Source organism: Shigella sonnei (genome assembly GCF_002950395.1).
In the GTDB taxonomy this organism is placed as follows: Bacteria; Pseudomonadota; Gammaproteobacteria; order Enterobacterales; family Enterobacteriaceae; genus ECMA0423.
Window position 1 is genome coordinate 3,911,597 of sequence record NZ_CP026802.1, and the last position, 23,553, is coordinate 3,935,149.

Annotated in this window: 23 protein-coding genes and 1 pseudogene; 7 read left to right on the forward strand and 17 right to left on the reverse strand. The window is 46.8% G+C overall.

Features of this window, described 5'->3' with window-relative positions:
- Nucleotides 1–69: 69 nt before the first annotated feature.
- From gpsA to C1P89_RS20220, 4 genes are all read right to left on the reverse strand, one after another.
- Entirely contained in the window at nucleotides 70–1,089 is a 1,020-nt protein-coding gene (gene gpsA, locus C1P89_RS20205; RefSeq protein WP_001076194.1) for an NAD(P)H-dependent glycerol-3-phosphate dehydrogenase, read from the reverse strand.
- Nucleotides 1,089–1,556 carry a protein-export chaperone SecB gene (gene secB, locus C1P89_RS20210; RefSeq protein WP_000003379.1) on the reverse strand — a complete coding sequence of 156 codons (468 nt, stop codon included), beginning with the start codon at nucleotides 1,554–1,556 and terminating at the stop codon, nucleotides 1,089–1,091. The genes gpsA and secB overlap by 1 nt, the downstream gene beginning before the upstream one ends.
- A gap of 62 nt (nucleotides 1,557–1,618) precedes the next feature.
- The gene (gene grxC / locus C1P89_RS20215) at nucleotides 1,619–1,870 is read right to left on the reverse strand and encodes a glutaredoxin 3 (RefSeq protein WP_000024392.1); all 252 of its coding nucleotides are present in this window, start codon (nucleotides 1,868–1,870) and stop codon (nucleotides 1,619–1,621) included.
- A gap of 140 nt (nucleotides 1,871–2,010) precedes the next feature.
- Nucleotides 2,011–2,442 carry a rhodanese-like domain-containing protein gene (locus tag C1P89_RS20220; protein ID WP_001156181.1) on the reverse strand — a complete coding sequence of 144 codons (432 nt, stop codon included), beginning with the start codon at nucleotides 2,440–2,442 and terminating at the stop codon, nucleotides 2,011–2,013.
- A 244-nt stretch (nucleotides 2,443–2,686) separates the two neighbouring features.
- Here C1P89_RS20220 and gpmM point away from each other — a divergent pair, with 244 nt between their 5' ends.
- From gpmM to C1P89_RS20235, 3 genes are read left to right on the forward strand one after another with little or no spacing between them, the layout of a single operon-like run.
- Complete coding sequence (gene gpmM, locus C1P89_RS20225) at nucleotides 2,687–4,231, forward strand: 2,3-bisphosphoglycerate-independent phosphoglycerate mutase (RefSeq protein ID WP_000116565.1); 1,545 nt, start codon at nucleotides 2,687–2,689, stop codon at nucleotides 4,229–4,231.
- A gap of 33 nt (nucleotides 4,232–4,264) precedes the next feature.
- Entirely contained in the window at nucleotides 4,265–5,524 is a 1,260-nt protein-coding gene (gene envC / locus C1P89_RS20230) for a murein hydrolase activator EnvC (RefSeq protein ID WP_000196272.1), read from the forward strand.
- A gap of 3 nt (nucleotides 5,525–5,527) precedes the next feature.
- Complete coding sequence (locus C1P89_RS20235) at nucleotides 5,528–6,487, forward strand: divergent polysaccharide deacetylase family protein (RefSeq protein WP_000483836.1); 960 nt, start codon at nucleotides 5,528–5,530, stop codon at nucleotides 6,485–6,487.
- Here C1P89_RS20235 and C1P89_RS20240 read toward each other — a convergent pair.
- Nucleotides 6,474–6,617 (reverse strand): annotated as a pseudogene (locus C1P89_RS20240) (glycosyltransferase); the annotation flags it as partial. The gene C1P89_RS20235 and the pseudogene C1P89_RS20240 sit on opposite strands and share 14 nt — an antisense overlap.
- Nucleotides 6,618–6,674: 57 nt before the next feature.
- Here C1P89_RS20240 and C1P89_RS20245 point away from each other — a divergent pair.
- Nucleotides 6,675–7,372, forward strand: a protein-coding gene (locus C1P89_RS20245; RefSeq protein WP_094096600.1) for an IS1-like element IS1A family transposase whose coding sequence is annotated in 2 segments (ribosomal slippage) — nucleotides 6,675–6,924 and nucleotides 6,924–7,372 — 699 coding nt in all. Because the reading frame shifts where the segments join, the coding sequence is not laid out codon by codon here.
- A 70-nt stretch (nucleotides 7,373–7,442) separates the two neighbouring features.
- Here the strand turns inward: C1P89_RS20245 and C1P89_RS20250 are convergent.
- From C1P89_RS20250 to kbl, 3 genes are all read right to left on the reverse strand, one after another.
- Nucleotides 7,443–8,345: a glycosyltransferase gene (locus tag C1P89_RS20250; protein ID WP_000982079.1), complete on the reverse strand. Its 903-nt coding sequence runs from the start codon at nucleotides 8,343–8,345 to the stop codon at nucleotides 7,443–7,445.
- A gap of 238 nt (nucleotides 8,346–8,583) precedes the next feature.
- Nucleotides 8,584–9,609 (reverse strand): L-threonine 3-dehydrogenase, encoded by a 1,026-nt coding sequence (tdh, locus tag C1P89_RS20255; protein WP_000646014.1) that lies wholly within the window; start codon nucleotides 9,607–9,609, stop codon nucleotides 8,584–8,586.
- Nucleotides 9,610–9,618: 9 nt separating this feature from the next.
- Entirely contained in the window at nucleotides 9,619–10,815 is a 1,197-nt protein-coding gene (gene kbl, locus C1P89_RS20260; RefSeq protein ID WP_001213856.1) for a glycine C-acetyltransferase, read from the reverse strand.
- Between the two features lie 213 nt (nucleotides 10,816–11,028).
- Between kbl and rfaD the strand changes: the two genes are divergently transcribed.
- From rfaD to rfaC, 3 genes are read left to right on the forward strand one after another with little or no spacing between them, the layout of a single operon-like run.
- Entirely contained in the window at nucleotides 11,029–11,961 is a 933-nt protein-coding gene (gene rfaD, locus C1P89_RS20265; protein WP_000587750.1) for an ADP-glyceromanno-heptose 6-epimerase, read from the forward strand.
- Nucleotides 11,962–11,970: 9 nt separating this feature from the next.
- On the forward strand, nucleotides 11,971–13,017 hold the full coding sequence (gene rfaF, locus C1P89_RS20270) for an ADP-heptose--LPS heptosyltransferase RfaF (protein WP_000699215.1): 1,047 nt from the start codon (nucleotides 11,971–11,973) through the stop codon (nucleotides 13,015–13,017).
- A gap of 3 nt (nucleotides 13,018–13,020) precedes the next feature.
- Nucleotides 13,021–13,992 (forward strand): lipopolysaccharide heptosyltransferase RfaC, encoded by a 972-nt coding sequence (gene rfaC / locus C1P89_RS20275; RefSeq protein WP_001264580.1) that lies wholly within the window; start codon nucleotides 13,021–13,023, stop codon nucleotides 13,990–13,992.
- Between the two features lie 69 nt (nucleotides 13,993–14,061).
- On the opposite strand, the gene C1P89_RS20280 is transcribed toward rfaC, so the two are convergent.
- The 9 genes from C1P89_RS20280 to rfaQ all read right to left on the reverse strand — a co-directional run bounded on the left by C1P89_RS20280 (nucleotide 14,062) and on the right by rfaQ (nucleotide 23,195).
- Nucleotides 14,062–15,315, reverse strand: coding sequence for an O-antigen ligase family protein (locus C1P89_RS20280; protein WP_014334086.1), 1,254 nt, complete (start codon nucleotides 15,313–15,315; stop codon nucleotides 14,062–14,064).
- 45 nt (nucleotides 15,316–15,360) lie between these two features.
- On the reverse strand, nucleotides 15,361–16,344 hold the full coding sequence (locus C1P89_RS20285; protein ID WP_000064010.1) for a glycosyltransferase family 2 protein: 984 nt from the start codon (nucleotides 16,342–16,344) through the stop codon (nucleotides 15,361–15,363).
- A gap of 84 nt (nucleotides 16,345–16,428) precedes the next feature.
- Entirely contained in the window at nucleotides 16,429–17,454 is a 1,026-nt protein-coding gene (locus tag C1P89_RS20290; protein WP_000364798.1) for a UDP-galactose--(galactosyl) LPS alpha1,2-galactosyltransferase, read from the reverse strand.
- Between the two features lie 25 nt (nucleotides 17,455–17,479).
- On the reverse strand, nucleotides 17,480–18,172 hold the full coding sequence (rfaY, locus tag C1P89_RS20295; protein ID WP_000633095.1) for a lipopolysaccharide core heptose(II) kinase RfaY: 693 nt from the start codon (nucleotides 18,170–18,172) through the stop codon (nucleotides 17,480–17,482).
- A gap of 9 nt (nucleotides 18,173–18,181) precedes the next feature.
- On the reverse strand, nucleotides 18,182–19,177 hold the full coding sequence (locus C1P89_RS20300) for a glycosyltransferase family 8 protein (RefSeq protein ID WP_001001727.1): 996 nt from the start codon (nucleotides 19,175–19,177) through the stop codon (nucleotides 18,182–18,184).
- A 16-nt stretch (nucleotides 19,178–19,193) separates the two neighbouring features.
- On the reverse strand, nucleotides 19,194–20,210 hold the full coding sequence (waaO, locus tag C1P89_RS20305; protein ID WP_001272738.1) for a lipopolysaccharide 3-alpha-galactosyltransferase: 1,017 nt from the start codon (nucleotides 20,208–20,210) through the stop codon (nucleotides 19,194–19,196).
- Nucleotides 20,211–20,225: 15 nt separating this feature from the next.
- Nucleotides 20,226–21,023: a lipopolysaccharide core heptose(I) kinase RfaP gene (rfaP, locus tag C1P89_RS20310; RefSeq protein ID WP_005138015.1), complete on the reverse strand. Its 798-nt coding sequence runs from the start codon at nucleotides 21,021–21,023 to the stop codon at nucleotides 20,226–20,228.
- Nucleotides 21,016–22,140: a glycosyltransferase family 4 protein gene (locus C1P89_RS20315; RefSeq protein WP_000634235.1), complete on the reverse strand. Its 1,125-nt coding sequence runs from the start codon at nucleotides 22,138–22,140 to the stop codon at nucleotides 21,016–21,018. The genes rfaP and C1P89_RS20315 overlap by 8 nt, the downstream gene beginning before the upstream one ends.
- The gene (gene rfaQ, locus C1P89_RS20320) at nucleotides 22,137–23,195 is read right to left on the reverse strand and encodes a lipopolysaccharide core heptosyltransferase RfaQ (RefSeq protein ID WP_000360425.1); all 1,059 of its coding nucleotides are present in this window, start codon (nucleotides 23,193–23,195) and stop codon (nucleotides 22,137–22,139) included. The genes C1P89_RS20315 and rfaQ overlap by 4 nt, the downstream gene beginning before the upstream one ends.
- Between the last annotated feature and the right edge of the window lie 358 nt (nucleotides 23,196–23,553).

Consider the following 23,553-nt stretch of genomic DNA (forward strand, 5'->3'; position numbering starts at 1 on the left):
ACACGATGAGATAATGACCGGCCCGTTCTGCGCGGGCCGGGTCATAGCGGTAACAAAGGTTCCCTGGGGTTAGTGGCTGCTGCGCTCGTCCTTGCGTGCACGACCTAATAACGTCAATGCTGCCTCGCGCGCGTTTTTTCCGCAATATAATACTTGATAAATTTCCTCGGTTATTGGCATTTCTACGCCGAAGCGATGCGCCAGTTCGCGGACTTCTTTCGTATTGCGGTAGCCTTCCACCACCTGACCAATCTTCTCCTGCGCGCTTTGTACATCCATGCCCTGACCGAGCATCATGCCAAAACGGCGGTTACGCGACTGGTTGTCGGTACAGGTAAGCACCAGATCGCCCAGCCCCGCCATGCCCATAAAGGTGGCAGGATCGGCACCCAGCGCCGCGCCAAGACGCGACATTTCAGCCAGCCCACGGGTGATCAGTGCCGTACGCGCATTCGCACCAAAACCGATACCGTCGGACATCCCCGCGCCAATGGCAATGACGTTTTTCACCGCACCGCCAAGCTGCACACCGATGAAATCCGGGTTGCTGTAAACGCGGAAACTTTTGCCACAGTGCAGCAATTGTTGGAGATCATCGGCAAAGGTCTGGTCGGTAGAGGCCAACGAAATAGCCGTCGGTAAACCTGCCGCCAGTTCTTTCGCAAACGTTGGGCCAGAGATAACCGCCAGCGGAATTTGATCGCCTAAGGCCTCACGCGCCACGTCCTGTAACAGACGTCCGGTTTCCGCTTCCAGCCCTTTGGTCGCCCACACCAGACGCGCATCAGGACGCATCAGCGGTTTAATCTGGCGCAGCACTTCACCAAAGACATGGCTGGGTACGACGACGAGAATATTACGGCTGGCTGCCAGCGCAGTGGCGAGATCGCTTTCAAGATGGAGCGTATCGGGAAAAGGCACATCGGGGAGAAACGCGGCGTTACAGCGGTCGCGTTCAAGCGTTGCGATATGTTCAGGGTCATGGCCCCAGAGGACAACCTCGTGGCCATTTCTTGCCAGGGTAATGGCAAGAGCGGTGCCGTACGAGCCGGCACCGATCACAGTCATTGAAGCATTACGTTGGTTCATCAGGCATCCTGATGTTCTTCAGTACCTTCGCCAGCCTGCTGCTGCAAATAGTTCATGAACAGCGCATCGAAGTTAATCGGCGCAAGGTTCAGTTGCGGGAATGTACCGCGGGATACCACGCTGGTGATGCACTCACGAGCATACGGGAACAGAATGTTCGGGCAGTATGCGCCCAGGCAATGTGCCATCTGGGTGCCTTCGATACCCGCGATGGAGAAAATACCGCCCTGCTGAACTTCACACAGGAACGCGGTTTCTTCGCCCAGGGAGGCCGTTACGGTAACACGCAGTACCACTTCGTATACGTCATCTGCCAGTTGGGAAGATGCCGTATCCAGATCAAGTTTAACTTCTGGTTGCCAATCTTTCTGGAAAACGTGCGGCGCGTTCGGCGCTTCGAAAGAGATATCCTTGGTATAAATACGTTGGATCTGGAAAGTCATTTCAGTGTTGTTTTGTTCTGACATGTGTAGAAAACCCTTAAGTGTTGTCCTTAAATACTGCGCAATGTAATGCCAACGTTCACACGTTATTTCAGCAGGGGATCCAGTCCACCACGTGCATCCAATGCATACAAGTCATCACAGCCGCCAATGTGCTGTGCGTCAATAAAAATCTGGGGAACCGTGGTGCGACCGCTGCGTTTGATCATCTCTTCACGCTTGGCGGCATTGCCATCGATCGGCAACTCCTGAAAACTCACGCCCTTGCTGCTCAGCAGTGCTTTTGCACGATGGCAATACGGGCAGGTTTCTTTGGTATAGATTTCAACATTGGCCATAATTTAGCTCCTGTTTTTTTACCCTGAAATTTCATGTTGCAGGGCGGCTGCAAAATGGAGTGTCCCCAGAAGCTTATAACAATAAGTCGCTGGGGCCTAATTGCAGCTAACGGCCTGCATCATGAAAGACGACAGGTAAATTATTTGCCGCGCACCAGAGGCAAGTTTTCGCCAGCCCAGCCAGCAACGCCCTCTTTCAGCACGAATACTTGCGCAAAACCAGCTTTCGTCAGCGCGTTTGCAGGCTCCTGGCACTGCATGCCAGAACCGTCTACCACGATAACCGGTTTGTCTTTGTGCTTCTCAAGCTCACCAACATTGTTGGCTTTGATTTCGCTCGGCAACAGATTGATAGAACCTGCGATATGGCCTTTACGGAAGTCATCACGCTGACGTAAATCCACAACCACAGCGTCTTCTTTGTTGATCAGACGCGTAGCTTCACCACGAGTAATCACCTTCACTTTCGAGGTCAGGCTCTTAAACGTAGTCACAAGAACCGCCACCAGTAACGCGATCCAGGCGATACTCAGTATGGGATGACGGCCAACAAATTGCATAATTTCTTGCATGGGGGGTAACAACTCCCGACGTAGTGATTAAAAAAACCAGGAAAGGAGTATACCTGCGCGGTGCGGCAAATACAGCCAGCGCGTTAACTGGAATGCAATTTTGCGGGGCACGACGAAAAAAAAGCGCAAATCTGGCATCGGCTTGCCGCGAGCGGTCGTATATTTTGATCTTCAGAGGCTATTTTATCGATTCAGCTGTAGTAAAATTACGCAAATTTTGACTCTTGAGTATGAGGTTGTCGCAATGTCGGTTTCTAAAAAACCTATGGTACTGGTGATTCTGGATGGCTATGGCTATCGTGAAGAACAGCAGGATAACGCCATTTTTAGTGCTAAAACCCCGGTAATGGATGCACTGTGGGCCAATCGTCCGCATACCCTGATCGACGCTTCCGGTCTGGAAGTCGGTCTGCCTGACCGTCAGATGGGTAACTCCGAAGTAGGCCACGTTAACCTGGGTGCCGGCCGCATCGTGTATCAGGACCTGACTCGTCTGGACGTTGAAATCAAAGATCGCGCTTTCTTTGCTAATCCAGTGCTGACTGGCGCGGTAGATAAAGCGAAAAACGCAGGTAAAGCAGTACACATTATGGGTCTGCTCTCCGCAGGCGGCGTACACAGCCACGAAGATCACATCATGGCGATGGTAGAACTGGCAGCTGAACGCGGCGCAGAAAAAATCTACCTGCACGCATTCCTTGACGGTCGCGACACCCCGCCGCGCAGTGCTGAATCCTCGCTGAAAAAATTTGAAGAGAAATTTGCTGCGCTGGGTAAAGGCCGCGTAGCGTCCATCATTGGTCGTTACTACGCGATGGACCGCGATAACCGTTGGGATCGCGTTGAAAAAGCCTATGACCTGCTGACTCTGGCGCAGGGTGAGTTTCAGGCCGATACTGCCGTTGCTGGTTTGCAGGCAGCTTATGCTCGCGACGAAAACGACGAGTTCGTGAAAGCGACCGTTATTCGTGCAGAAGGTCAGCCAGATGCGGCAATGGAAGACGGCGATGCGCTGATTTTCATGAACTTCCGTGCTGACCGCGCGCGTGAAATCACTCGTGCATTCGTGAACGCTGATTTCGATGGCTTCGCGCGTAAGAAAGTGGTTAACGTCGATTTCGTGATGCTGACCGAATACGCCGCTGACATCAAAACTGCGGTTGCTTACCCACCCGCTTCCCTGGTTAACACCTTCGGCGAGTGGATGGCGAAAAACGACAAAACTCAGTTGCGTATTTCCGAAACCGAAAAATATGCCCACGTTACTTTCTTCTTCAACGGTGGCGTAGAAGAGTCGTTCAAAGGCGAAGATCGCATTCTGATCAACTCACCGAAAGTGGCTACCTACGATCTGCAACCGGAAATGAGCTCCGCAGAGCTGACCGAAAAACTGGTTGCGGCCATCAAGAGCGGCAAATACGACACCATTATCTGTAACTATCCGAACGGCGACATGGTAGGTCACACCGGGGTGATGGAAGCGGCGGTTAAAGCGGTTGAAGCACTGGATCACTGCGTGGAAGAAGTCGCGAAAGCGGTTGAGTCCGTGGGTGGACAACTGCTGATCACCGCTGACCACGGTAACGCTGAACAGATGCGCGATCCGGCAACGGGTCAGGCACACACGGCACACACCAACCTGCCAGTTCCGCTGATTTACGTTGGTGATAAGAACGTGAAAGCGGTTGCAGGCGGCAAACTTTCTGACATCGCGCCGACCATGTTGTCGCTGATGGGTATGGAAATCCCGCAAGAGATGACTGGTAAGCCGCTGTTCATCGTGGAATAATCCCTCCCCATGAGGGGAAAGGCGATTAATACCATGACACGGGCCGTGAAACCGCGCAGGTTTGCAATCAGGCCCATCATCTACGCCAGCGTTCTTAGCGCTGGCGTATTGTTGTGCGCCTTTTCCGCCCACGCGGATGAGCGTGACCAACTCAAATCTATTCAGGCCGATATCGCCACAAAAGAGCGCGCGGTACGCCAAAAGCAACAACAACGCGCAAGCCTGCTCGCACAATTGAAAAAGCAGGAAGAAGCGATCTCTGAAGCCACCCGTAAGCTGCGCGAAACGCAAAACACGCTCAATCAACTCAATAAACAGATTGATGAGATGAACGCGTCGATTGCCAAACTGGAGCAGCAAAAAGCCGCCCAGGAGCGCAGCCTCGCCGCACAACTGGATGCCGCATTCCGTCAGGGCGAGCATACCGGTATTCAGCTAATTCTCAGCGGTGAAGAAAGCCAGCGTGGACAGCGTTTACAGGCTTATTTCGGCTATCTCAACCAGGCGCGACAAGAAACCATTGCCCAGTTGAAGCAAACGCGTGAAGAAGTCGCCATGCAGCGTGCTGAACTGGAAGAGAAACAAAGCGAGCAACAAACGCTGTTATATGAACAGCGCGCCCAACAGGCGAAACTGACTCAGGCTCTGAACGAGCGTAAAAAGACGCTGGCGGGGCTGGAATCTTCCATCCAGCAAGGTCAGCAGCAGCTAAGTGAACTGCGTGCCAACGAATCCCGTCTGCGTAACAGTATTGCCCGTGCGGAAGCCGCGGCGAAAGCGCGTGCTGAACGAGAAGCGCGTGAGGCTCAGGCAGTTCGCGACAGGCAGAAAGAAGCGACGCGCAAAGGCACCACCTACAAACCGACCGAAAGCGAAAAATCGCTGATGTCCCGAACTGGTGGCCTGGGTGCGCCGCGTGGTCAGGCATTCTGGCCAGTTCGTGGCCCTACGCTGCATCGCTATGGCGAGCAGCTACAGGGTGAATTACGCTGGAAAGGAATGGTTATCGGTGCCTCTGAAGGTACTGAAGTTAAAGCAATTGCCGACGGTCGGGTGATTCTGGCTGACTGGCTGCAAGGCTACGGTCTGGTGGTGGTGGTTGAGCACGGTAAAGGCGATATGAGTCTTTACGGCTATAATCAAAGCGCGCTGGTGAGCGTTGGTTCGCAGGTTCGTGCGGGCCAGCCAATTGCACTGGTGGGCAGCAGTGGCGGTCAGGGCAGACCTTCACTCTATTTCGAAATTCGCCGCCAGGGTCAGGCCGTCAATCCACAGCCGTGGTTGGGAAGATAAGTTTTGTTTCCATTTCGTCGTAACGTTCTTGCATTTGCCGCTCTGTTGGCGCTCTCCTCCCCTGTAATTGCTGGCAAACTTGCCATCGTCATTGATGATTTTGGGTATCGCCCGAACAACGAAAACCAGGTGCTGGCGATGCCTTCCGCTATCTCCGTCGCTGTATTACCCGATTCACCGCACGCCAGAGAGATGGCGACCAAAGCGCATAACAGCGGTCACGAAGTGTTGATTCATCTCCCGATGGCACCGTTGAGTAAACAGCCGCTGGAGAAAAATACGCTGCGCCCGGAGATGAGCAGCGACGAAATTGAGCGCATTATTCGTAGTGCGGTCAATAACGTGCCCTATGCCGTGGGGATCAATAACCACATGGGCAGCAAGATGACCTCTAACCTGTTTGGTATGCAGAAAGTGATGCAGGCGCTGGAGCGTTATAATCTTTACTTCCTCGACAGCGTAACCATTGGTAATACCCAGGCGATGCGCGCCGCGCAAGGCACTGGCGTGAAGGTGATCAAACGGAAGGTGTTCCTCGACGATTCACAGAACGAAGCGGACATCCGTGTGCAATTCAATCGCGCAATTGACCTAGCGCGTCGCAACGGATCAACCATTGCCATTGGGCATCCTCACCCTTCAACGGTACGCGTGTTGCAACAGATGGTTTATAACCTGCCGCCAGACATTACGCTGGTGAAAGCCAGCAGCTTGCTGAATGAACCGCAGGTTGATACGTCTACACCGCCGAAAAACACTGTGCCCGACACACCGCGTAATCCGTTCCGTGGCGTGAAGCTGTGCAAACCGAAGAAACCGATAGAACCTGTTTATGCTAATCGCTTCTTTGAAGTATTAAGCGAAAGCATCAGCCAGAGCACGCTGATCGTTTACTTCCAGCATCAGTGGCAAGGCTGGGGCAAACAGCCTGAAGCGGCGAAGCTTAACGCTAGCGTAAATTAAAGGCGCTACGCGTAATGCGATGGTGCGACCGCGTTTTGTCGCGCCATTGCCATAAGCGGAAAGACCACAGTAACGCCTGATAACCCACCTTTACGCTGCGCACATTGGTAATCAGGCGCTTATACATACCGGGGTGATGCTGCCAACTTACTGATTTAGTGTATGATGGTGTTTTTGAGGTGCTCCAGTGGCTTCTGTTTCTATCAGCTGTCCCTCCTGTTCAGCTACTGACGGGGTGGTGCGTAACGGCAAAAGCACTGCCGGACATCAGCGCTATCTCTGCTCTCACTGCCGTAAAACATGGCAACTGCAGTTCACTTACACCGCTTCTCAACCCGGTACGCACCAGAAAATCATTGATATGGCCATGAATGGCGTTGGATGCCGGGCAACTGCACGCATTATGGGCGTTGGCCTCAACACGATTTTACGTCACTTAAAAAACTCAGGCCGCAGTCGGTAACCTCGCGCATACAGCCGGGCAGTGACGTCATCGTCTGCGCGGAAATGGACGAACAGTGGGGCTATGTCGGGGCTAAATCGCGCCAGCGCTGGCTGTTTTACGCGTATGACAGTCTCCGGAAGACGGTTGTTGCGCACGTATTCGGTGAACGCACTATGGCGACGCTGGGGCGTCTTATGAGCCTGCTGTCACCCTTTGACGTGGTGATATGGATGACGGATGGCTGGCCGCTGTATGAATCCCGCCTGAAGGGAAAGCTGCACGTAATCAGCAAGCGATATACGCAGCGAATTGAGCGGCATAACCTGAATCTGAGGCAGCACCTGGCACGGCTGGGACGGAAGTCGCTGTCGTTCTCAAAATCGGTGGAGCTGCATGACAAAGTCATCGGGCATTATCTGAACATAAAACACTATCAATAAGTTGGAGTCATTACCGACAAAGTCATCGGGCATTATCTGAACATAAAACACTATCAATAAGTTGGAGTCATTACCACATACCGGAAGTAAATATCTCGGCAATCATCCGTTGGCGGGTAATAATATCCGGCTCTTTGCGCACCGCATGGCAAACACGCAATGCTTCGTAAGTTATTTGCTGATGAAATTCCGGATAAATCGTAATTTTGTCGGCATAATTTCGATTTAATTTCTCTAGCAGACGAGTAATCTTAATATAGTGACGTTGATAATTAAGGTTTTTGTTCCCTTGTCTATGCAACCGACTCACTGACGTATTATGCAGATAATATTTATATAACGATTGCTCGGTATATCGCGCACGCAGCGCATTAAACATAAATTCTGTTGTCCAGACAATATCCTGATGATGTAATCCGGCAATAAATTTAATGTTATTTTTAACAATAACATCGCGGCGATAAACCCCCATCCAGACAACGTGAGTCCAACGGCGCGAAGAAAGCCCCATCCGCAGCCAGTCCGGGCCGGTTAATACGCCGGTTGAGCGAAGGCGATCGCTGGGGATGGATTTCCAGGTTTCTCCCGTTTCACGAAAACACCAGTCAGCGTTGCACTGCGCCACGTCGAGGTCGTCCTCTAACGCCATGGTCATCAGCGTTTCGTACATGGTGGGATAGACTTCATCGTCAGCATCGACAAAAGCGACATATTTGCCCGTTGCCACTTCAATCCCACGATTACGCGCCACCGATGCGCCAGCATTCGCCTGATGCAACAAACGAACGTGCGGATAGTTTTCTGCGTAATGCTTTGCTATTTCAACAGAATTATCCGTTGAACCATCGTTAATAATAATGATTTCCAGAGCAGTCCAGGTTTGCGTAATTAAAGATTCCATACAAGTGCGGAAATCATCGCCCGCATTATATAACGGAATAATAACACTAAGTTTATTGGTGCTGTTCATCATAAATTACCGACGACCTCTGAAGTTATCCTGACGTTTTACAGGCTTTGTATTAAGAAACTATTAAGCCTGTGAGATATTATTTTTACAGGTGAGAGAGTCACTTCAGGGTAGAGAGATAATGAGAGCAGCTATATAAGAGATCAGCGCAATTACGATATCTTTATTACACTGACAGGATTTTACATATTTAACGGATTATCCTCAGGCAAAAGGGCTGGAATACCAGCCCTTGTTCGTGTTAATCCCAGCTCAGAATTACTTTCCCGGACTGGCCCGAACGCATAGCGTCAAAGCCCTTCTGGAAATCATCGATAGAGAAACGATGGGTAATGATCGGCGAGAGATCCAGACCTGACTGAATCAGCGCCGCCATCTTGTACCAGGTTTCAAACATCTCACGACCGTAAATACCTTTAATGAACAAGCCTTTAAAGATTACTTTGGTCCAGTCGATAGACATATCGGACGGTGGAATACCCAGCATCGCAATGCGACCGCCGTGGTTCATGGTGTCGAGCATGGTACGAAACGCTGGCGGCGCACCGGACATTTCCAGACCGACATCAAAGCCTTCGGTCATGCCCAGTTCTGCCATCACATCATTAAGGTTTTCTTTAGCGACGTTGACCGCACGGGTGATACCCATTTTGCGCGCCAGTTCGAGACGATATTCGTTAACATCAGTGATCACCACATTGCGTGCACCAACGTGTTTCGCCACCGCCGCTGCCATAATACCAATCGGGCCTGCACCAGAGACCAGCACATCCTCGCCAACCAGATCGAACGACAGCGCGGTATGCACGGCGTTACCGAAGGGATCAAAAATGGAAGCCAGGTCGTCGGAGATATTGTCGGGAATTTTGAAGGCGTTGAACGCCGGAATCACCAGATATTCGGCGAAGCAGCCCGGGCGGTTAACGCCGACGCCGATCGTGTTGCGGCACAGATGGGTACGACCGCCACGACAGTTGCGACAGTGACCGCAGGTGATATGGCCTTCGCCAGAAACGCGATCGCCAATCTTGAAGCCCTTCACTTCCTGACCAATACCTACCACTTCACCGACATATTCATGGCCCACGACCATCGGCACCGGGATGGTTTTTTGCGACCACTCATCCCAGTTATAGATGTGAACGTCAGTCCCGCAGATGGCTGTTTTACGGATTTTAATCAGCAGATCGTTATGCCCGAGTTCCGGTACAGGAACGTCGGTCATCCAGATGCCCTCTTCCGCTTTCAGTTTGGATAACGCTTTCATCTCACATCCTCAGGCAATAACGCCCAGTTGTTTACCAATACGCGTGAATGCTTCTACTGCACGCGTAATTTGCTCAGGGGTATGCGCCGCAGACATCTGGGTACGAATACGCGCCTGACCTTTCGGAACGACCGGATAGAAGAAACCGGTGACGTAAATGCCCTCTTTTTGCAGCTCACGGGCAAATTTCTGCGCCACTACCGCATCACCAAGCATGACCGGAATAATGGCGTGATCGGCTCCCGCCAGGGTAAAGCCCGCCGCCGACATTTGCTCACGGAACTGACGCGCGTTCGCCCACAGACGGTCACGCAGCTCGCTACCCGCTTCGACCATCTCCAGTACTTTGATGGATGCGGCAACAATGGCCGGTGCCAGCGAGTTGGAAAACAGGTACGGACGAGAACGCTGGCGCAGCCACTCAACCACTTCTTTGCGCGCCGCGGTATAACCACCAGAAGCCCCGCCCAGCGCTTTACCGAGCGTGCCGGTGATAATATCGACCCGGCCCATCACATCGCAGTATTCATGGGAACCACGACCATTTTCACCGACAAAACCGACCGCGTGGGAGTCGTCTACCATCACCAGGGCATCATATTTATCTGCGAGATCGCAAACGCCCTTCAGGTTGGCAATCACGCCGTCCATCGAGAACACACCATCGGTGGCAATCAGCACATGACGCGCACCGGCTTCACGCGCTTCTTTCAGACGTGCTTCCAGCTCCTGCATATCGTTGTTGGCATAGCGATAGCGTTTAGCTTTACACAGACGCACACCATCAATAATAGACGCGTGGTTCAGTGCGTCGGAGATAATGGCGTCTTCCGCGCCCAGCAGCGTTTCAAACAGGCCACCGTTAGCATCAAAGCAGGAAGAGTAGAGAATCGCATCTTCCATCCCCAGGAATGCCGCCAGTTTTTGTTCAAGCTCTTTATGGCTGTCCTGAGTGCCGCAAATAAAACGCACCGAAGCCATGCCGAAACCGTGAGAATCCATTCCCGCCTTTGCCGCCGCAATCAGATCCGGATAATTCGCCAGCCCGAGATAGTTATTGGCACAAAAGTTAATGACGTGGCTTCCATCAGCCACAGTGATATCTGCTTGCTGCGCAGACGTAATAATGCGCTCTTCTTTAAACAACCCTTCCGCCCGTGCGGTTTCCAGATCGTTGGTTAACTGCTGATAAAATTCTCCACGCATTGCGATTCTCCAGACAGGGCAAATTCCAGCACATATTACCCAAACTTATAGGTCGCGACGAGATGACGCGTTAACACTTCTGCAAAATTCAGGATAAATAACGTCCATCAATCTCACTTTTGGCGAATGGCTGAAGCCAACGCCGTGTAGTGATATGATAGAAGTATTCGTGTCTGAGATTGTCTCTGACTCCATAATTCGAAGGTTACAGTTATGATCATCGTTACCGGCGGCGCGGGCTTTATCGGCAGCAACATCGTTAAGGCCCTGAATGATAAAGGCATCACCGATATTCTGGTGGTGGACAACCTGAAAGACGGCACCAAGTTTGTGAACCTGGTGGATCTGGATATCGCGGACTATATGGATAAGGAAGACTTCCTGATCCAGATTATGGCTGGCGAAGAGTTCGGCGATGTCGAAGCGATTTTCCACGAAGGCGCGTGCTCTTCCACCACCGAGTGGGATGGCAAGTATATGATGGATAACAACTATCAATACTCCAAAGAGCTGCTGCACTACTGTCTGGAGCGCGAAATCCCGTTCCTGTATGCCTCTTCCGCAGCCACCTACGGCGGACGCACCTCCGACTTTATTGAATCCCGCGAGTACGAAAAACCGTTGAACGTCTACGGTTACTCAAAATTCCTGTTTGATGAATATGTTCGCCAAATCCTGCCTGAAGCTAACTCGCAGATTGTTGGCTTCCGCTATTTCAACGTTTATGGACCGCGTGAAGGCCATAAAGGCAGCATGGCGAGCGTCGCTTTCCATCTCAACACCCAGCTTAACAACGGTGAATCACCGAAGCTGTTTGAAGGTAGCGAGAACTTCAAACGCGACTTCGTCTATGTGGGCGACGTGGCTGATGTGAATCTGTGGTTCCTGGAAAATGGCGTTTCCGGCATCTTCAACCTCGGTACTGGTCGTGCGGAATCCTTCCAGGCTGTAGCTGATGCTACGCTGGCTTATCACAAGAAAGGCCAGATCGAATACATTCCGTTCCCGGATAAGCTGAAAGGCCGCTACCAGGCGTTCACTCAGGCAGATCTGACAAATCTGCGCGCGGCGGGTTACGACAAACCGTTCAAAACCGTTGCTGAAGGTGTAACGGAATACATGGCCTGGCTGAATCGCGACGCATAAGAGCTCTGCATGAAAATACTGGTGATCGGCCCGTCTTGGGTTGGCGACATGATGATGTCGCAAAGTCTCTATCGCACGCTCCAGGCGCGCTATCCCCAGGCGATAATCGATGTGATGGCACCGGCATGGTGCCGTCCATTATTATCGCGGATGCCGGAAGTTAACGAAGCTATTCCTATGCCTCTCGGTCACGGAGCGCTGGAAATCGGCGAACGCCGCAAACTGGGTCATAGCCTGCGTGAAAAGCGCTACGACCGCGCCTACGTCTTACCCAACTCCTTCAAATCTGCATTAGTGCCTTTCTTCGCGGGTATTCCTCATCGCACCGGCTGGCGCGGCGAGATGCGCTACGGTTTACTCAACGATTTACGCGTGCTCGATAAAGAAGCCTGGCCGCTAATGGTGGAACGCTATGTCGCGCTGGCCTATGACAAAGGCGTGATGCGTACCGCACAAGATCTACCAAAACCGTTGTTATGGCCGCAATTGCAGGTGAGCGAAGGTGAAAAATCATATACCTGTAATCAATTTTCGCTTTCATCAGAACGTCCGATGATTGGTTTTTGCCCGGGTGCGGAGTTTGGTCCGGCAAAACGCTGGCCACACTACCACTATGCGGAACTGGCAAAGCAGCTGATTGATGAAGGTTATCAGGTGGTTCTGTTTGGCTCGGCGAAAGATCATGAAGCGGGCAATGAGATTCTTGCCGCTTTGAATACCGAGCAGCAGGCATGGTGTCGGAACCTGGCGGGGGAAACACAGCTTGATCAAGCGGTTATCCTGATTGCAGCCTGTAAAGCCATTGTCACTAACGATTCTGGCCTGATGCACGTTGCGGCGGCGCTCAATCGTCCGCTGGTTGCCCTGTATGGTCCGAGTAGCCCGGACTTCACACCGCCGCTATCCCATAAAGCGCGCGTGATCCGCCTGATTACCGGCTATCACAAAGTGCGTAAAGGTGACGCTGCGGAGGGTTATCACCAGAGCTTAATCGACATTACTCCCCAGCGCGTACTGGAAGAACTCAACGCGCTATTGTTACAAGAGGAAGCCTGACGGATGCGGGTTTTGATCGTTAAAACATCGTCGATGGGCGATGTTCTCCATACGTTGCCCGCACTCACTGATGCCCAGCAGGCAATCCCAGGGATTAAGTTTGACTGGGTGGTGGAAGAAGGGTTCGCACAGATTCCTTCCTGGCACGCCGCCGTTGAGCGAGTTATTCCTGTGGCAATACGTCGCTGGCGTAAAGCCTGGTTCTCGGCCCCCATAAAAGCGGAACGCAAAGCGTTTCGTGAAGCGCTACAAGCAGAGAACTATGACGCAGTTATCGACGCTCAGGGGCTGGTAAAAAGCGCGGCGCTGGTGACGCGTCTGGCGCATGGCGTAAAGCATGGCATGGACTGGCAAACCGCTCGCGAACCTTTAGCCAGTCTGTTTTACAATCGTAAGCATCATATTGCAAAACAGCAGCACGCCGTAGAACGCACCCGCGAACTGTTTGCCAAAAGTCTGGGCTATAGCAAACCGCAAACCCAGGGCGATTATGCTATTGCACAGCATTTCCTGACGAACCTGCCTACAGATGCTGGCGAATATGCCGTATTTCTTCATGCGACGACCCGTGATGATAAACACTGGCCGGAAGAACACTGGCGAGAATTGATTGGTTTACTGGCTGATTCAGGAATACGGATTAAACTTCCGTGGGGCGCGCCGCATGAGGAAGAGCGGGCGAAACGACTGGCGGAAGGATTTGCTTATGTTGAAGTATTGCCGAAGATGAGTCTGGAAGGCGTTGCCCGCGTGCTGGCCGGGGCTAAATTTGTAGTGTCGGTGGATACGGGGTTAAGCCATTTAACGGCGGCACTGGATAGACCCAATATCACGGTTTATGGACCAACCGATCCGGGATTAATTGGTGGATATGGGAAGAATCAGATGGTTTGTAGGGCTCCGGGGAATGAGTTGTCTCAATTGACAGCAAATGCTGTTAAGCGATTCATTGAAGAAAACGCTGCTATGATTTAAATTACAACCCCTTAATAGATAATTTTGAAATAAAATCAGCCTCCTTGCTGATTTTATTTCACATATTCATTATTTATCTAATAAACATTGGTCTGATTGTGCTTTAAAATAAGCACAAAGCAATATTATGGTGACAAACACAGCAGTCGGAACCGGTTTAGAAAAGAGTATTACATCACTTAGGCCTACTACCAGTAGTGAAAAAAGCAAGATTAAAATATAAGGTTCTTTAGCAGTTCTTAAGGCATATATGAGTATTGCTGAAAAGGCTAAAATTGTTAATACAACTCCAGGAATACCACGCGTTGATAACGTATCTATGAGATCGTTATGCAAATGAGAATCTATATAGGGTAAAGCGCCACTCAATCTAGGCTCTTTTTCTTCTAGTTCATGTATTTTTTCCGCTCGTTTTTCCAGTGATTGTCCTATTGGAGAATATGTTTTTAAGCCAACTTCATACATTGCCAGACGGGCACCGACTGAAGTTCTGGTGTTATCATGCGAATAATTAACTAAATCGTTATTTAAGTCATTCATTCTCATAAGCAATGTATCTTTAAAAGAAAATACACCTGCTAATAATGCAATCGCAATAAAACAATATAACTTATAATTAATTCGCTTATTAATATAACTATCCATTACGATTAATAGTAACGCAAAGAATGGAAACACTAATATGGCTGCACGCGTTTCAGTTACTATGACAGCACATAAGCTAAGCATGAAGTTAATTGTATATAATGTTGTTTTATGTCTAAAGTCGGATTTTAAAATGAGAATTGATGCCAGTAAAGAAGGGAAAAGGATGATGTAGCCTGCTGTTGTAGCGTGGGAAGCTGATAATGCAACACGGTCAACGTTTAAATAGAAATGTTGCCACATGGCATGCGCAAAAAAAAGTAACTGCGTTGCCAGGGATGCGAACAGAATTAGTTTCCCAAATTTTATTTTTGTTCTCAACTCATTTTTAGCAAAAAGAACCAAGAAAATAAAAGCACTACACAAGGCAATTTTCCCAGTTTCCATTGGGCCACGATATGCATTGGTATAAACAGAGCCTGAAACTTTATAATGTGAATACCAGATGATATTTATGATTCCCAAAAGACATAATGAGATGAAAATTAACAAAGTAGGATTGTTAGTTATTGTTTTTTTTGGTGTTATTAGAAAATACAATGCAGATATAATTCCAGCTGCATGAAGAAACTTTGTTGCAACATCATCCCATAAAGACAAAGTCATCAAAGAAAAAATACATAATATGAGAATTAAAGACTTTATACCAGAATTAATTTCATTCCAACAAAATGACATATAGTTTCAACCTATGCTACGAGGACGGATTATTTAATGCAAGATCTAACGTTTATTCTTTTTCCTATTTACCAGTCTTACCATCCTCCAGAGAATATAATTTTTTGATGCTAATATTTTTGCTCGTCTTTTATCTCTCTTGCCAGAAAGATTACAATCATTCAATTCTTTTTCATTGCTTTCAACTAATTGATTTAATAGTTCAAAATCACCATTAAGTAGAACATTCCATAAATAACGAGTTTTATGATAAGCTCTATTTTGACTCAATAATGTATGAATTTCTTCTTTCCTGTTACCTTTGTATAACTGCATCACAGAAGAGTAGATTCTTTCGTGCGCAAATGACTCATGTCGATAATGAGTGATGGTTCTACATGAGTTCATTAAGGAATTTTCTCTATAGTTATGCTTATACATATAATATGGAACCGCATACATATCGCATGTAATTAGCAGTCGATAGATAAAATCCAGATCTTCTCCTAGTCGTAAATCTTCATCAAAAAAAAGATTATTCTCTTCCAGAAGTTGTTTTCTTATAAACAAGCACCCTATATGGAATCTAACCTTTTTATAAAAAAAGTCGAAAAGTAAAGATCCTTCATTAAACTCTGTATTTATAGGTGAGTAAGTAACACCATCTTTTATATAATGGCCATAAAGCCCACAATAAATCGCATCCCCTCCCGTCTCATGTTGTCTGGTATACATCTTCAGCAGATAGTTAGGATCTATCTCATCATCATCATCCATAAAACATATAAACTGTCCTTGCGCCTTGCGGATACCTGTATTCCTGGCAGACGAAACACCGCCATTTTCTTTATTGATAATAATTAATCGAGAGTGGGTTAACCCATACTCTCTCAAAACGTTTGATGTGTTATCTTTAGAACCATCATTAACAATAACAATTTCAAAATTTGGGTAAGTTTGTTTTTCTAATTTCGTTAGAGTTTCAGTAATGTAATCAGATGAATTATACGTCGGTATTATTATGGATACTAAAGGGTAATCATTGCTCATCGTGTTCTCTTGCCTGAACTAATAAAATATGATAGTACTCATCCTTAATTATTATTGTAACTCAGACATCCATGATCTTTATTATTATCCAAATAGTTTTCTTTTATACTTATTTAATTTAAATTTAATAAAGTAAATAAAAGCGTTAAACGTATCACCATTTTTCTTTGCATGTTGATATTTCACTTGATACTGCTTTTCATTCGTGGCTGGAATAAACGCCACATCATTCCAGCAAGAAGCCTGATAAGCCTCATTAAAATACTTCTGGCAGGGATAATTCGTCCAGTCGTTCCAGGGCTTCGTTACGCCAACATAATGAATCAGCTTAGTATCATCGGTAATGGTCTTTTTATAATCTTCATCGCTTTTATTTTTTAACTCATAATCGATGCCATAAAAGCAATCATAATCGCCGCTAATAAAAATACAATGACCAAAGAACAGAATATTTAAAATATCCTGATCAAGGCATTTATACTTCGTGTGCTGCGGGTCACTTGCCAGCATAGCAATGGCTTTATTCATAAAATCATTTTTCGCCCATGCTTCAAGCTGCAGATATACTACACCGGCGTTGAAATAATTCCCTGGAAGTCCCTCTATAGCCAGACGCTTCGCTGGTTTTTCCTGCATAAAAGGCACATCTTTAATAACAGCTGCAAACTTATCCCCATCAAAATTAATATCAAGCAATCCAGCTAATGAGCCTTTACAGATGACATCAGCATCGATATATAACAGATTTTCAATAGTTTCACTCAGATACTGGAACGCAACTAAACGGAAGAATGTTGCATAAGACCACTGTTTCAGGCTGGGGAAGATATCAATAAAGGCACTGGAGACTTTATAAATTCTTACTTCAACGTTAGCATTTTTGCTGGTAAAAGCATTAACACGTTGTAGATAATCTTCATCAATGTAGTCGGTAAAGAGATGAAACTTAACCGCAAGGTCCGGATTATGCATAACAACTGATTGCATAGATACTGCCGCACCAAATAAAAAGTTACGGTCAATACCGTAAGCGATATTTAACACACGATCGGTGTTAGCAATTTCCCCAGAGACAGCGACTTCAGTAATACTCTCAGCTAATAAATCCATGTTGGTTCCGTTTTGACTGTGTGGTTTACGCTTTGCCTTTTAATTTTTTAATAAATTTGCGTAGTTTGGTTCTGTAGATTACTGAATAGTAGCCATAATCTTTTATTTCGTTGGCAATACCCAGGTGACGTTCCATGGCCAGACGATCACGAGCTTTACGCTCTGCCGTACAGCTTTTACCGGATAGGTCAATTATCCTGACACCATCTTTACTAACGATAAAGTTACCCCGGTGTGGGTCGCCCGATAGCATATTTAAGGCATGCAATTTTTCCATTGAAGCCTTAATTTCTGCTTTAACATCTTCTGGAATGATCGGCATATCATTGAGCTCTACGCCCTCGACATACTCGATAAGCATGATAAAAACACTGGCATAGTTGAAAATTTTACGCTCAGCCAGAAAATAAAAATCATTAGGAAAAGTAAGACCTGCACTTCTGACACGATCGGTTTCAACGATCAAATTCTGATAGTAGTCACCTTTTACAAAAGATTTTAAAAAACGTTCATTCCTTTTCGTTTTCGGGGCAAAGACTTTAAAAACATAGCGACCATATTTCGTATCAATCAATGATACTTTGGTATCATTAATATTACGTAATACTTTTACTGTTTTAAAATTATAGGCCAGTATTTCATCAAAGATTTCTTTATATTTATTATCATTATCTTTGTAATAAAATGAGAAGCCGCGATAGCGTATACTTGTAATCATAAGAGTAATTTATTTCTTAAGCTTGTACTTAATTAATGAAGTTATGCCTTTAATATACTCACCATGGGCAAACAGATGCTTATATTGTTTCTGCATTTCTGCAACAGTCCGCGCCTCTTTAAGAGGATATTTCTTCCAGGGAGATTGTTCACGCGCGATATTAAAGTATGATGCAGACGGATAACCAGCCCAGCTATGCCATGGTTTAGTTATCCCTGTATAGTGAATCAATACTGTTTTATCGGTAATGGTTTGCTGATACTTTCGATGACTACGATCATGAAGTTCGTTTTTCAGGGTATAAATAGTATCAAAATCCTTCGCGAGGTAGATATTATTCATATTAAATGCGATATTCAACGCATCCTGATCTAAATATTTAAGAGAGCCATATTTAGTTTCCCCTCGTAAAAGCGTGAGTAAATACGGTGTCAAATTTGCTTCATGCCATTTTTTAAGATTGACATAGATAACGCCTGCATTGAAATAACGTCCATTCATCTCGGGAATGTTGAGGCGTTTTGCACATGCCGCCTGAGTACTAACATTGTCAGGAATGACCGCAGCAAACTCATCTTTAAATATAATTTCTGTGAGAGGCTTCAGACTTCCTTTACAAACGACATCGGCATCCAGATACAGCAGTGTGGAAATACTTTCACTCAGATATTCAAAGGACAATACCCTGAAGTATGTCGCGTACGACCAAAACTGTGACGTCGGCAGATCAGCAAAGTATTTTGGGTCAATTAAATATACAATAATTGAGGTATTAAATTGTTTTGCTGTTTCATTAAATGACTTTAAATAATCATCATCCACATAATCAGTGAAAACATGAAAGACAAAATTAATATCTGAATTATTAATCAAAACGGAAGAAATTGAAACGCCAGCACCATACAAAAAATTCTTATCGATACCGTAGGAAACATTTAGTTCTGGGGCGTTTTCTTTTTTATTATCTGCTAAATACGAAAACCGTTCTTTTATAAATTCATTCATTTAACTTTTCTCAATATCATTTTATTATCTTTAAATAAAAATAATAAATATAATTCATTATCCCGTTAATTGGTTCATTTTGTTTAAAATTATGCTTGGCGCAATAACGAGCATAGTTTGAATTAATTGGCCGCATAAACGGTTCATTTTTCCAGGGCGATGCTTCTTTGGCGTTGATAAAAGGTTGCGCACTTGGATAACCGGCCCAGTAATGCCAGGGTTTTGTCGGGCCGACATAATGAATTAATACGGTTTCATCATTAATTGGACAAACAAATGATTTTTTTAATTCATAATTTAAACTAAATTGAGTATTGTATTTAGCATCAATGAATTTAACTTTCCCTGACAGGATAAGATTAAGTATATCTTGATCCATATAGGTTAAACGGGAAACGACGGCTTTATCAGCAAGCATCGACATCGCTTTAGCAGAAACGGACTCCTGCGCCCACGCTAGTGTATTAATTAACAGGACACCTGAATTAAAGTAACCCTTTTCAAGTTCATTACACTGCAGACTTTGACCCCGTAACGACCACCAGTTAGCATCGCGTTCAGTAACAACAGCAGCAACGTTATTGGCAAGATCCATTGTTATCAGCGGCTTTAAGTTTCCCTGACAGGCGATATCAGCATCCAGGTAAAGGATCTTATCTTGTTGATCAATAAAGTAATCTGCAATTACAAAACGGAAATACATGGCAATAGACCAATTTTTGGTCGTCGGTAATGCCTTAAGCCGTTCACAATTTACCAGATGGATCTGGATACAGGTACGATAGCTTTTCGCCAATTGGGCTAAACGCTGGATATCGGCTTCAGGGATATCATCAATAAAAACGTGGAAAACAAAACTCACGTCGTTGTTATGTAACAAAACTGACGTGATTGAAACACCACAACCAAAAAGAAAGTTTTTATCAATGCCATAAGCAACATGGAATGATGATGCCACTGACGCCGCTGGCCTTTCATCGAAGATGATTGTCTTATTGATCATCTCTTGTGGATTAAAATAGTGGGCACTCATATTTCTCTCCGGAAATTACAACGATTTTCGAATCGTTCTTTCCCTGATTTTTGTGGCTTTTGCTTCTGCTTGCGACAGCAGTCCTTGTTCCTGCTTGAGAATGTCTTTAAGCGGGGCGACAAAATACACTTTCATAAACCGCCAGATATCCCGCTGAGTCAGGCCGATATTCATCGAAGAAAAATAAAGCCCAATAAGATCTTTATCGCGCCAACGACGTGGAACGCGCGTGCGAAGCTGCGCCCGGTGCAGGTCAATTACCGAAATTTTTAACTCCTCTTCCTTACCGGAAAAAGGCAAGTGCAGCAGGAAATGACAGATATAACAGTCACGGTGGTTAATGCCCACAGCATGCATATCGCGCACCATCGTCGCGACACGCTTAATAAGCATACGCTTTACGCGAACATCTGGTGGGTTGGTCGCCCAGTCAGCACAGTAATCTTCCAGACTGATGGTTGGGGTCAGATCTTCGGTAATAATAAACGAGGTTCTGCTCAGCGGATTAATACCTTTTTCGCCAAATGCCACCCCATACATAGTATCAACGCCGACATCCCGCAGTCGATGAATCGCATTCCATTCGCGGTCTGCGCCTAATACTGGCATCCGCAATGAGAGTAAATTTTTGATTATCTCTTTCAGGGTCGTGCCGCGATGCCATTTGAGAAAATAGCTTTTGCCCGCCATTTCAAATCGCAGAGTGCGGCGAGTTTCCAGTTCACGAAAAACCTCACCCTGCAAGGTTTTAACTTCCTCAAAAGGATCTTTACCGCGCCATAACGTGGCAAACGGCTCTTTAAGTTCAACCATCCAGACCACCCGTTATGATATCCGCCGCTTTCTCTGGCAGACTGTATAAATCTTGTGTATCAGCATAATGTCGCGCATTTTCCGCCCAGGCCTGGCGCAATGAAGATTGCGTTAACGCTTTGCGTAAAATCTCATTCAATGTTTCCTGGCGGAATGGCTCAGCAATAGCCTCGCCGCAATTGGCGTCGACAATATAATGCGCATAGCCACAAACGGCTGTTGTTAGTACCGGTAATCCTGCAGTAATCGCTTCCAGTAGCACAATTCCCGCTGCTTCCTGGTAGGCAGGATGCAGTAATAAATCCGCCGCCGCCATTAATTCCGAGACATCGTTGCGCCCCGAGAAGAAGTGAACATTACTGCGCACGCCGCGTTTTTCTGCCAGCGCCTCAAATTTTCGCGGCTTATCCTGTCCAACAACATATAGCAATGTGTTGTGGCGCAGCGAATCCGGTAACGAAGCAAGTGCTTCAATGGAACGATCGACACCTTTACGCGTGAAGTCTGAACCGACCTGCAACAATAAATATTGTTGTTCGGTTATTCCATTCTTCTTACGGAAGATTTCACGGCTATTAGCTGGCTGCTGGCTATATTTACGATCAGGATAAATCCCCGGTGGCAGAATATGAAAACGCTCCGCTTCAGTCTGATAATGTTTCTGGAAATCGGCGATTTGCTTATCTGTCAGCATCAGCAGCTGTGTCGGCTTGCCCTGTTCGAAGGTTGCCCGCTCAAAGGCGGCATAATGGCGATAACGTGACGTCAGGTGATAGAAAAAGCCTTTTTCCTGCGCGACTTTCTCGGCATAACAAACATCAGCGGCATAATAAACGTCCAGCCCCGGCATTTTGTTGAATCCAACGACTTTATCGACGGGATGTTCGCGTAAATGTTTTTGCACCCAGGCAAAATACTCCGCATTGCGCCCGTGATTGGTATGCGATTTAACCGGCACTTTGATCAGTTCAAATACATCAGGGCATTCGCCTTCCCACGACTGGGTATAAACCCGAACATGATGACCTCGGGCGGCGACTGTCTGAGCAATACGCATAAAATCGCGCTGCAAACCGCCAAAGGGAAAATATTTATATAAACAAAAAGCAACGATCATAACGACGTACCTGTCGTGGAGGAGGGCAGTAATTTATCGACAGCAGCAATGACATCTGCCGCCGGAATAACCGAAAGATACATCTCATTTCGGTCACGCTGATCGCGCGTTGGCATTTCCCGGTAATCTCCCGCCCAGAATTGAATCATGTTATTTGACCAAGGACGCCAGAAAATATGGTCTGTCGCACCAAACAGCGATATCAGCGGCGTATTAACTGCAGCGGCAATATGCGCCGGTGCGGAATCAACGCCAATAAACAGCTGCGCATGATCGATTAACGCACCAAGTTCCGGGAAGGTCACCTTTCCAGCCAGCGCCGTTACTGGTGGCGTCTGGCATCCCTGCGCAATTTCATTGACGCAGGCCAGATCGTCTTTATCTGGGCCGGACGTCAGAACGACTTCATAACCACGAGCATGTAAGGCATCAATCACAGCGGAAAACTTGGCGTTGTCCCAGCATTTGAAGATTTGCCGCGCCGTAGGTTGGATAACCACATAATTTTGTCCAACACCAGCGTGATCAAGTTCGCGACGCATACGTTTCCAGCTTGCAGGCGGGTAACTCATGGTTGTCTGCTTCACCAACGAATCAAGTCCCAATGGTGTCAGCACGGATAAGTTACTTTCCACCACATTTCCACCCTGCAACGGCACTAAATGGGTGAAACTTTTACGCCAAAAAGCAGACTGCCGATGATGATAATCCTGGGAAATTTTCACACGGGCATTTAATAAGCGAACCAGTATAGCAACCATCCATTGATCGGTAAGATTGACGATAAGGTCATACTTATTGGCACGTAATACCTTGATGAGATGAAAAAAGTTGGCAATTTTTTCTGAGGCTTTTGCTTTTTTATTTTTTATGCCGTAGAGCGCGTTAATCTCTGGATTTTCAGACAGGATCGGGGTGGTGTCCTGATAAAGCAGCACATCGATTTTTGCGTCAGGGTAATTTTTTTTCAGCGAACTAATGACGGGAGTAGTTAATAACATATCCCCATGAAAACGCATCTTAATGAGCAAAATTCTTCGAAATGGCTTATCCACAAGTAACTCTTTTTGTTGAGATTATCCGATTAAGGTGAAGCAGAAAAAGCACGCTACCGCCCCAGGCTCAACAGCTACCTGAATACTGATACCGCACTGATATTGACGCGCTAGTGTATCACTTCTTTCGCGGCAATCCGACCCGAATGCTTTTTAAGCACATTGTTGATTTTCAATAAAGAAATCAATCAAATAAAATCATTAGCAACCATATTCTTTCACTGTTGCTCTGCGATTCCTTCCTGCACGTACAGCAGAAATCAATGAATCGCATAAAAATACAAAAAAAGTATAGATGTTCAGCAAGAATTGGCGGGTAAATTGCTATTTAAGTCAAAAACGGGAAAAGTAATGGTAA

Coding starts and splice junctions, on each gene's coding strand:
- gpsA (WP_001076194.1), bottom strand. CDS start 1,089: ATGAACCAACGTAATGCTTCAATGACTGTGATCGGTGCCGGCTCGTAC.
- secB (WP_000003379.1), bottom strand. CDS start 1,556: ATGTCAGAACAAAACAACACTGAAATGACTTTCCAGATCCAACGTATT.
- grxC (WP_000024392.1), bottom strand. CDS start 1,870: ATGGCCAATGTTGAAATCTATACCAAAGAAACCTGCCCGTATTGCCAT.
- C1P89_RS20220 (WP_001156181.1), bottom strand. CDS start 2,442: ATGCAAGAAATTATGCAATTTGTTGGCCGTCATCCCATACTGAGTATC.
- gpmM (WP_000116565.1), top strand. CDS start 2,687: ATGTCGGTTTCTAAAAAACCTATGGTACTGGTGATTCTGGATGGCTAT.
- envC (WP_000196272.1), top strand. CDS start 4,265: ATGACACGGGCCGTGAAACCGCGCAGGTTTGCAATCAGGCCCATCATC.
- C1P89_RS20250 (WP_000982079.1), bottom strand. CDS start 8,345: ATGATGAACAGCACCAATAAACTTAGTGTTATTATTCCGTTATATAAT.
- tdh (WP_000646014.1), bottom strand. CDS start 9,609: ATGAAAGCGTTATCCAAACTGAAAGCGGAAGAGGGCATCTGGATGACC.
- kbl (WP_001213856.1), bottom strand. CDS start 10,815: ATGCGTGGAGAATTTTATCAGCAGTTAACCAACGATCTGGAAACCGCA.
- rfaD (WP_000587750.1), top strand. CDS start 11,029: ATGATCATCGTTACCGGCGGCGCGGGCTTTATCGGCAGCAACATCGTT.
- rfaF (WP_000699215.1), top strand. CDS start 11,971: ATGAAAATACTGGTGATCGGCCCGTCTTGGGTTGGCGACATGATGATG.
- rfaC (WP_001264580.1), top strand. CDS start 13,021: ATGCGGGTTTTGATCGTTAAAACATCGTCGATGGGCGATGTTCTCCAT.
- C1P89_RS20280 (WP_014334086.1), bottom strand. CDS start 15,315: ATGTCATTTTGTTGGAATGAAATTAATTCTGGTATAAAGTCTTTAATT.
- C1P89_RS20285 (WP_000064010.1), bottom strand. CDS start 16,344: ATGAGCAATGATTACCCTTTAGTATCCATAATAATACCGACGTATAAT.
- C1P89_RS20290 (WP_000364798.1), bottom strand. CDS start 17,454: ATGGATTTATTAGCTGAGAGTATTACTGAAGTCGCTGTCTCTGGGGAA.
- rfaY (WP_000633095.1), bottom strand. CDS start 18,172: ATGATTACAAGTATACGCTATCGCGGCTTCTCATTTTATTACAAAGAT.
- C1P89_RS20300 (WP_001001727.1), bottom strand. CDS start 19,177: ATGAATGAATTTATAAAAGAACGGTTTTCGTATTTAGCAGATAATAAA.
- waaO (WP_001272738.1), bottom strand. CDS start 20,210: ATGAGTGCCCACTATTTTAATCCACAAGAGATGATCAATAAGACAATC.
- rfaP (WP_005138015.1), bottom strand. CDS start 21,023: ATGGTTGAACTTAAAGAGCCGTTTGCCACGTTATGGCGCGGTAAAGAT.
- C1P89_RS20315 (WP_000634235.1), bottom strand. CDS start 22,140: ATGATCGTTGCTTTTTGTTTATATAAATATTTTCCCTTTGGCGGTTTG.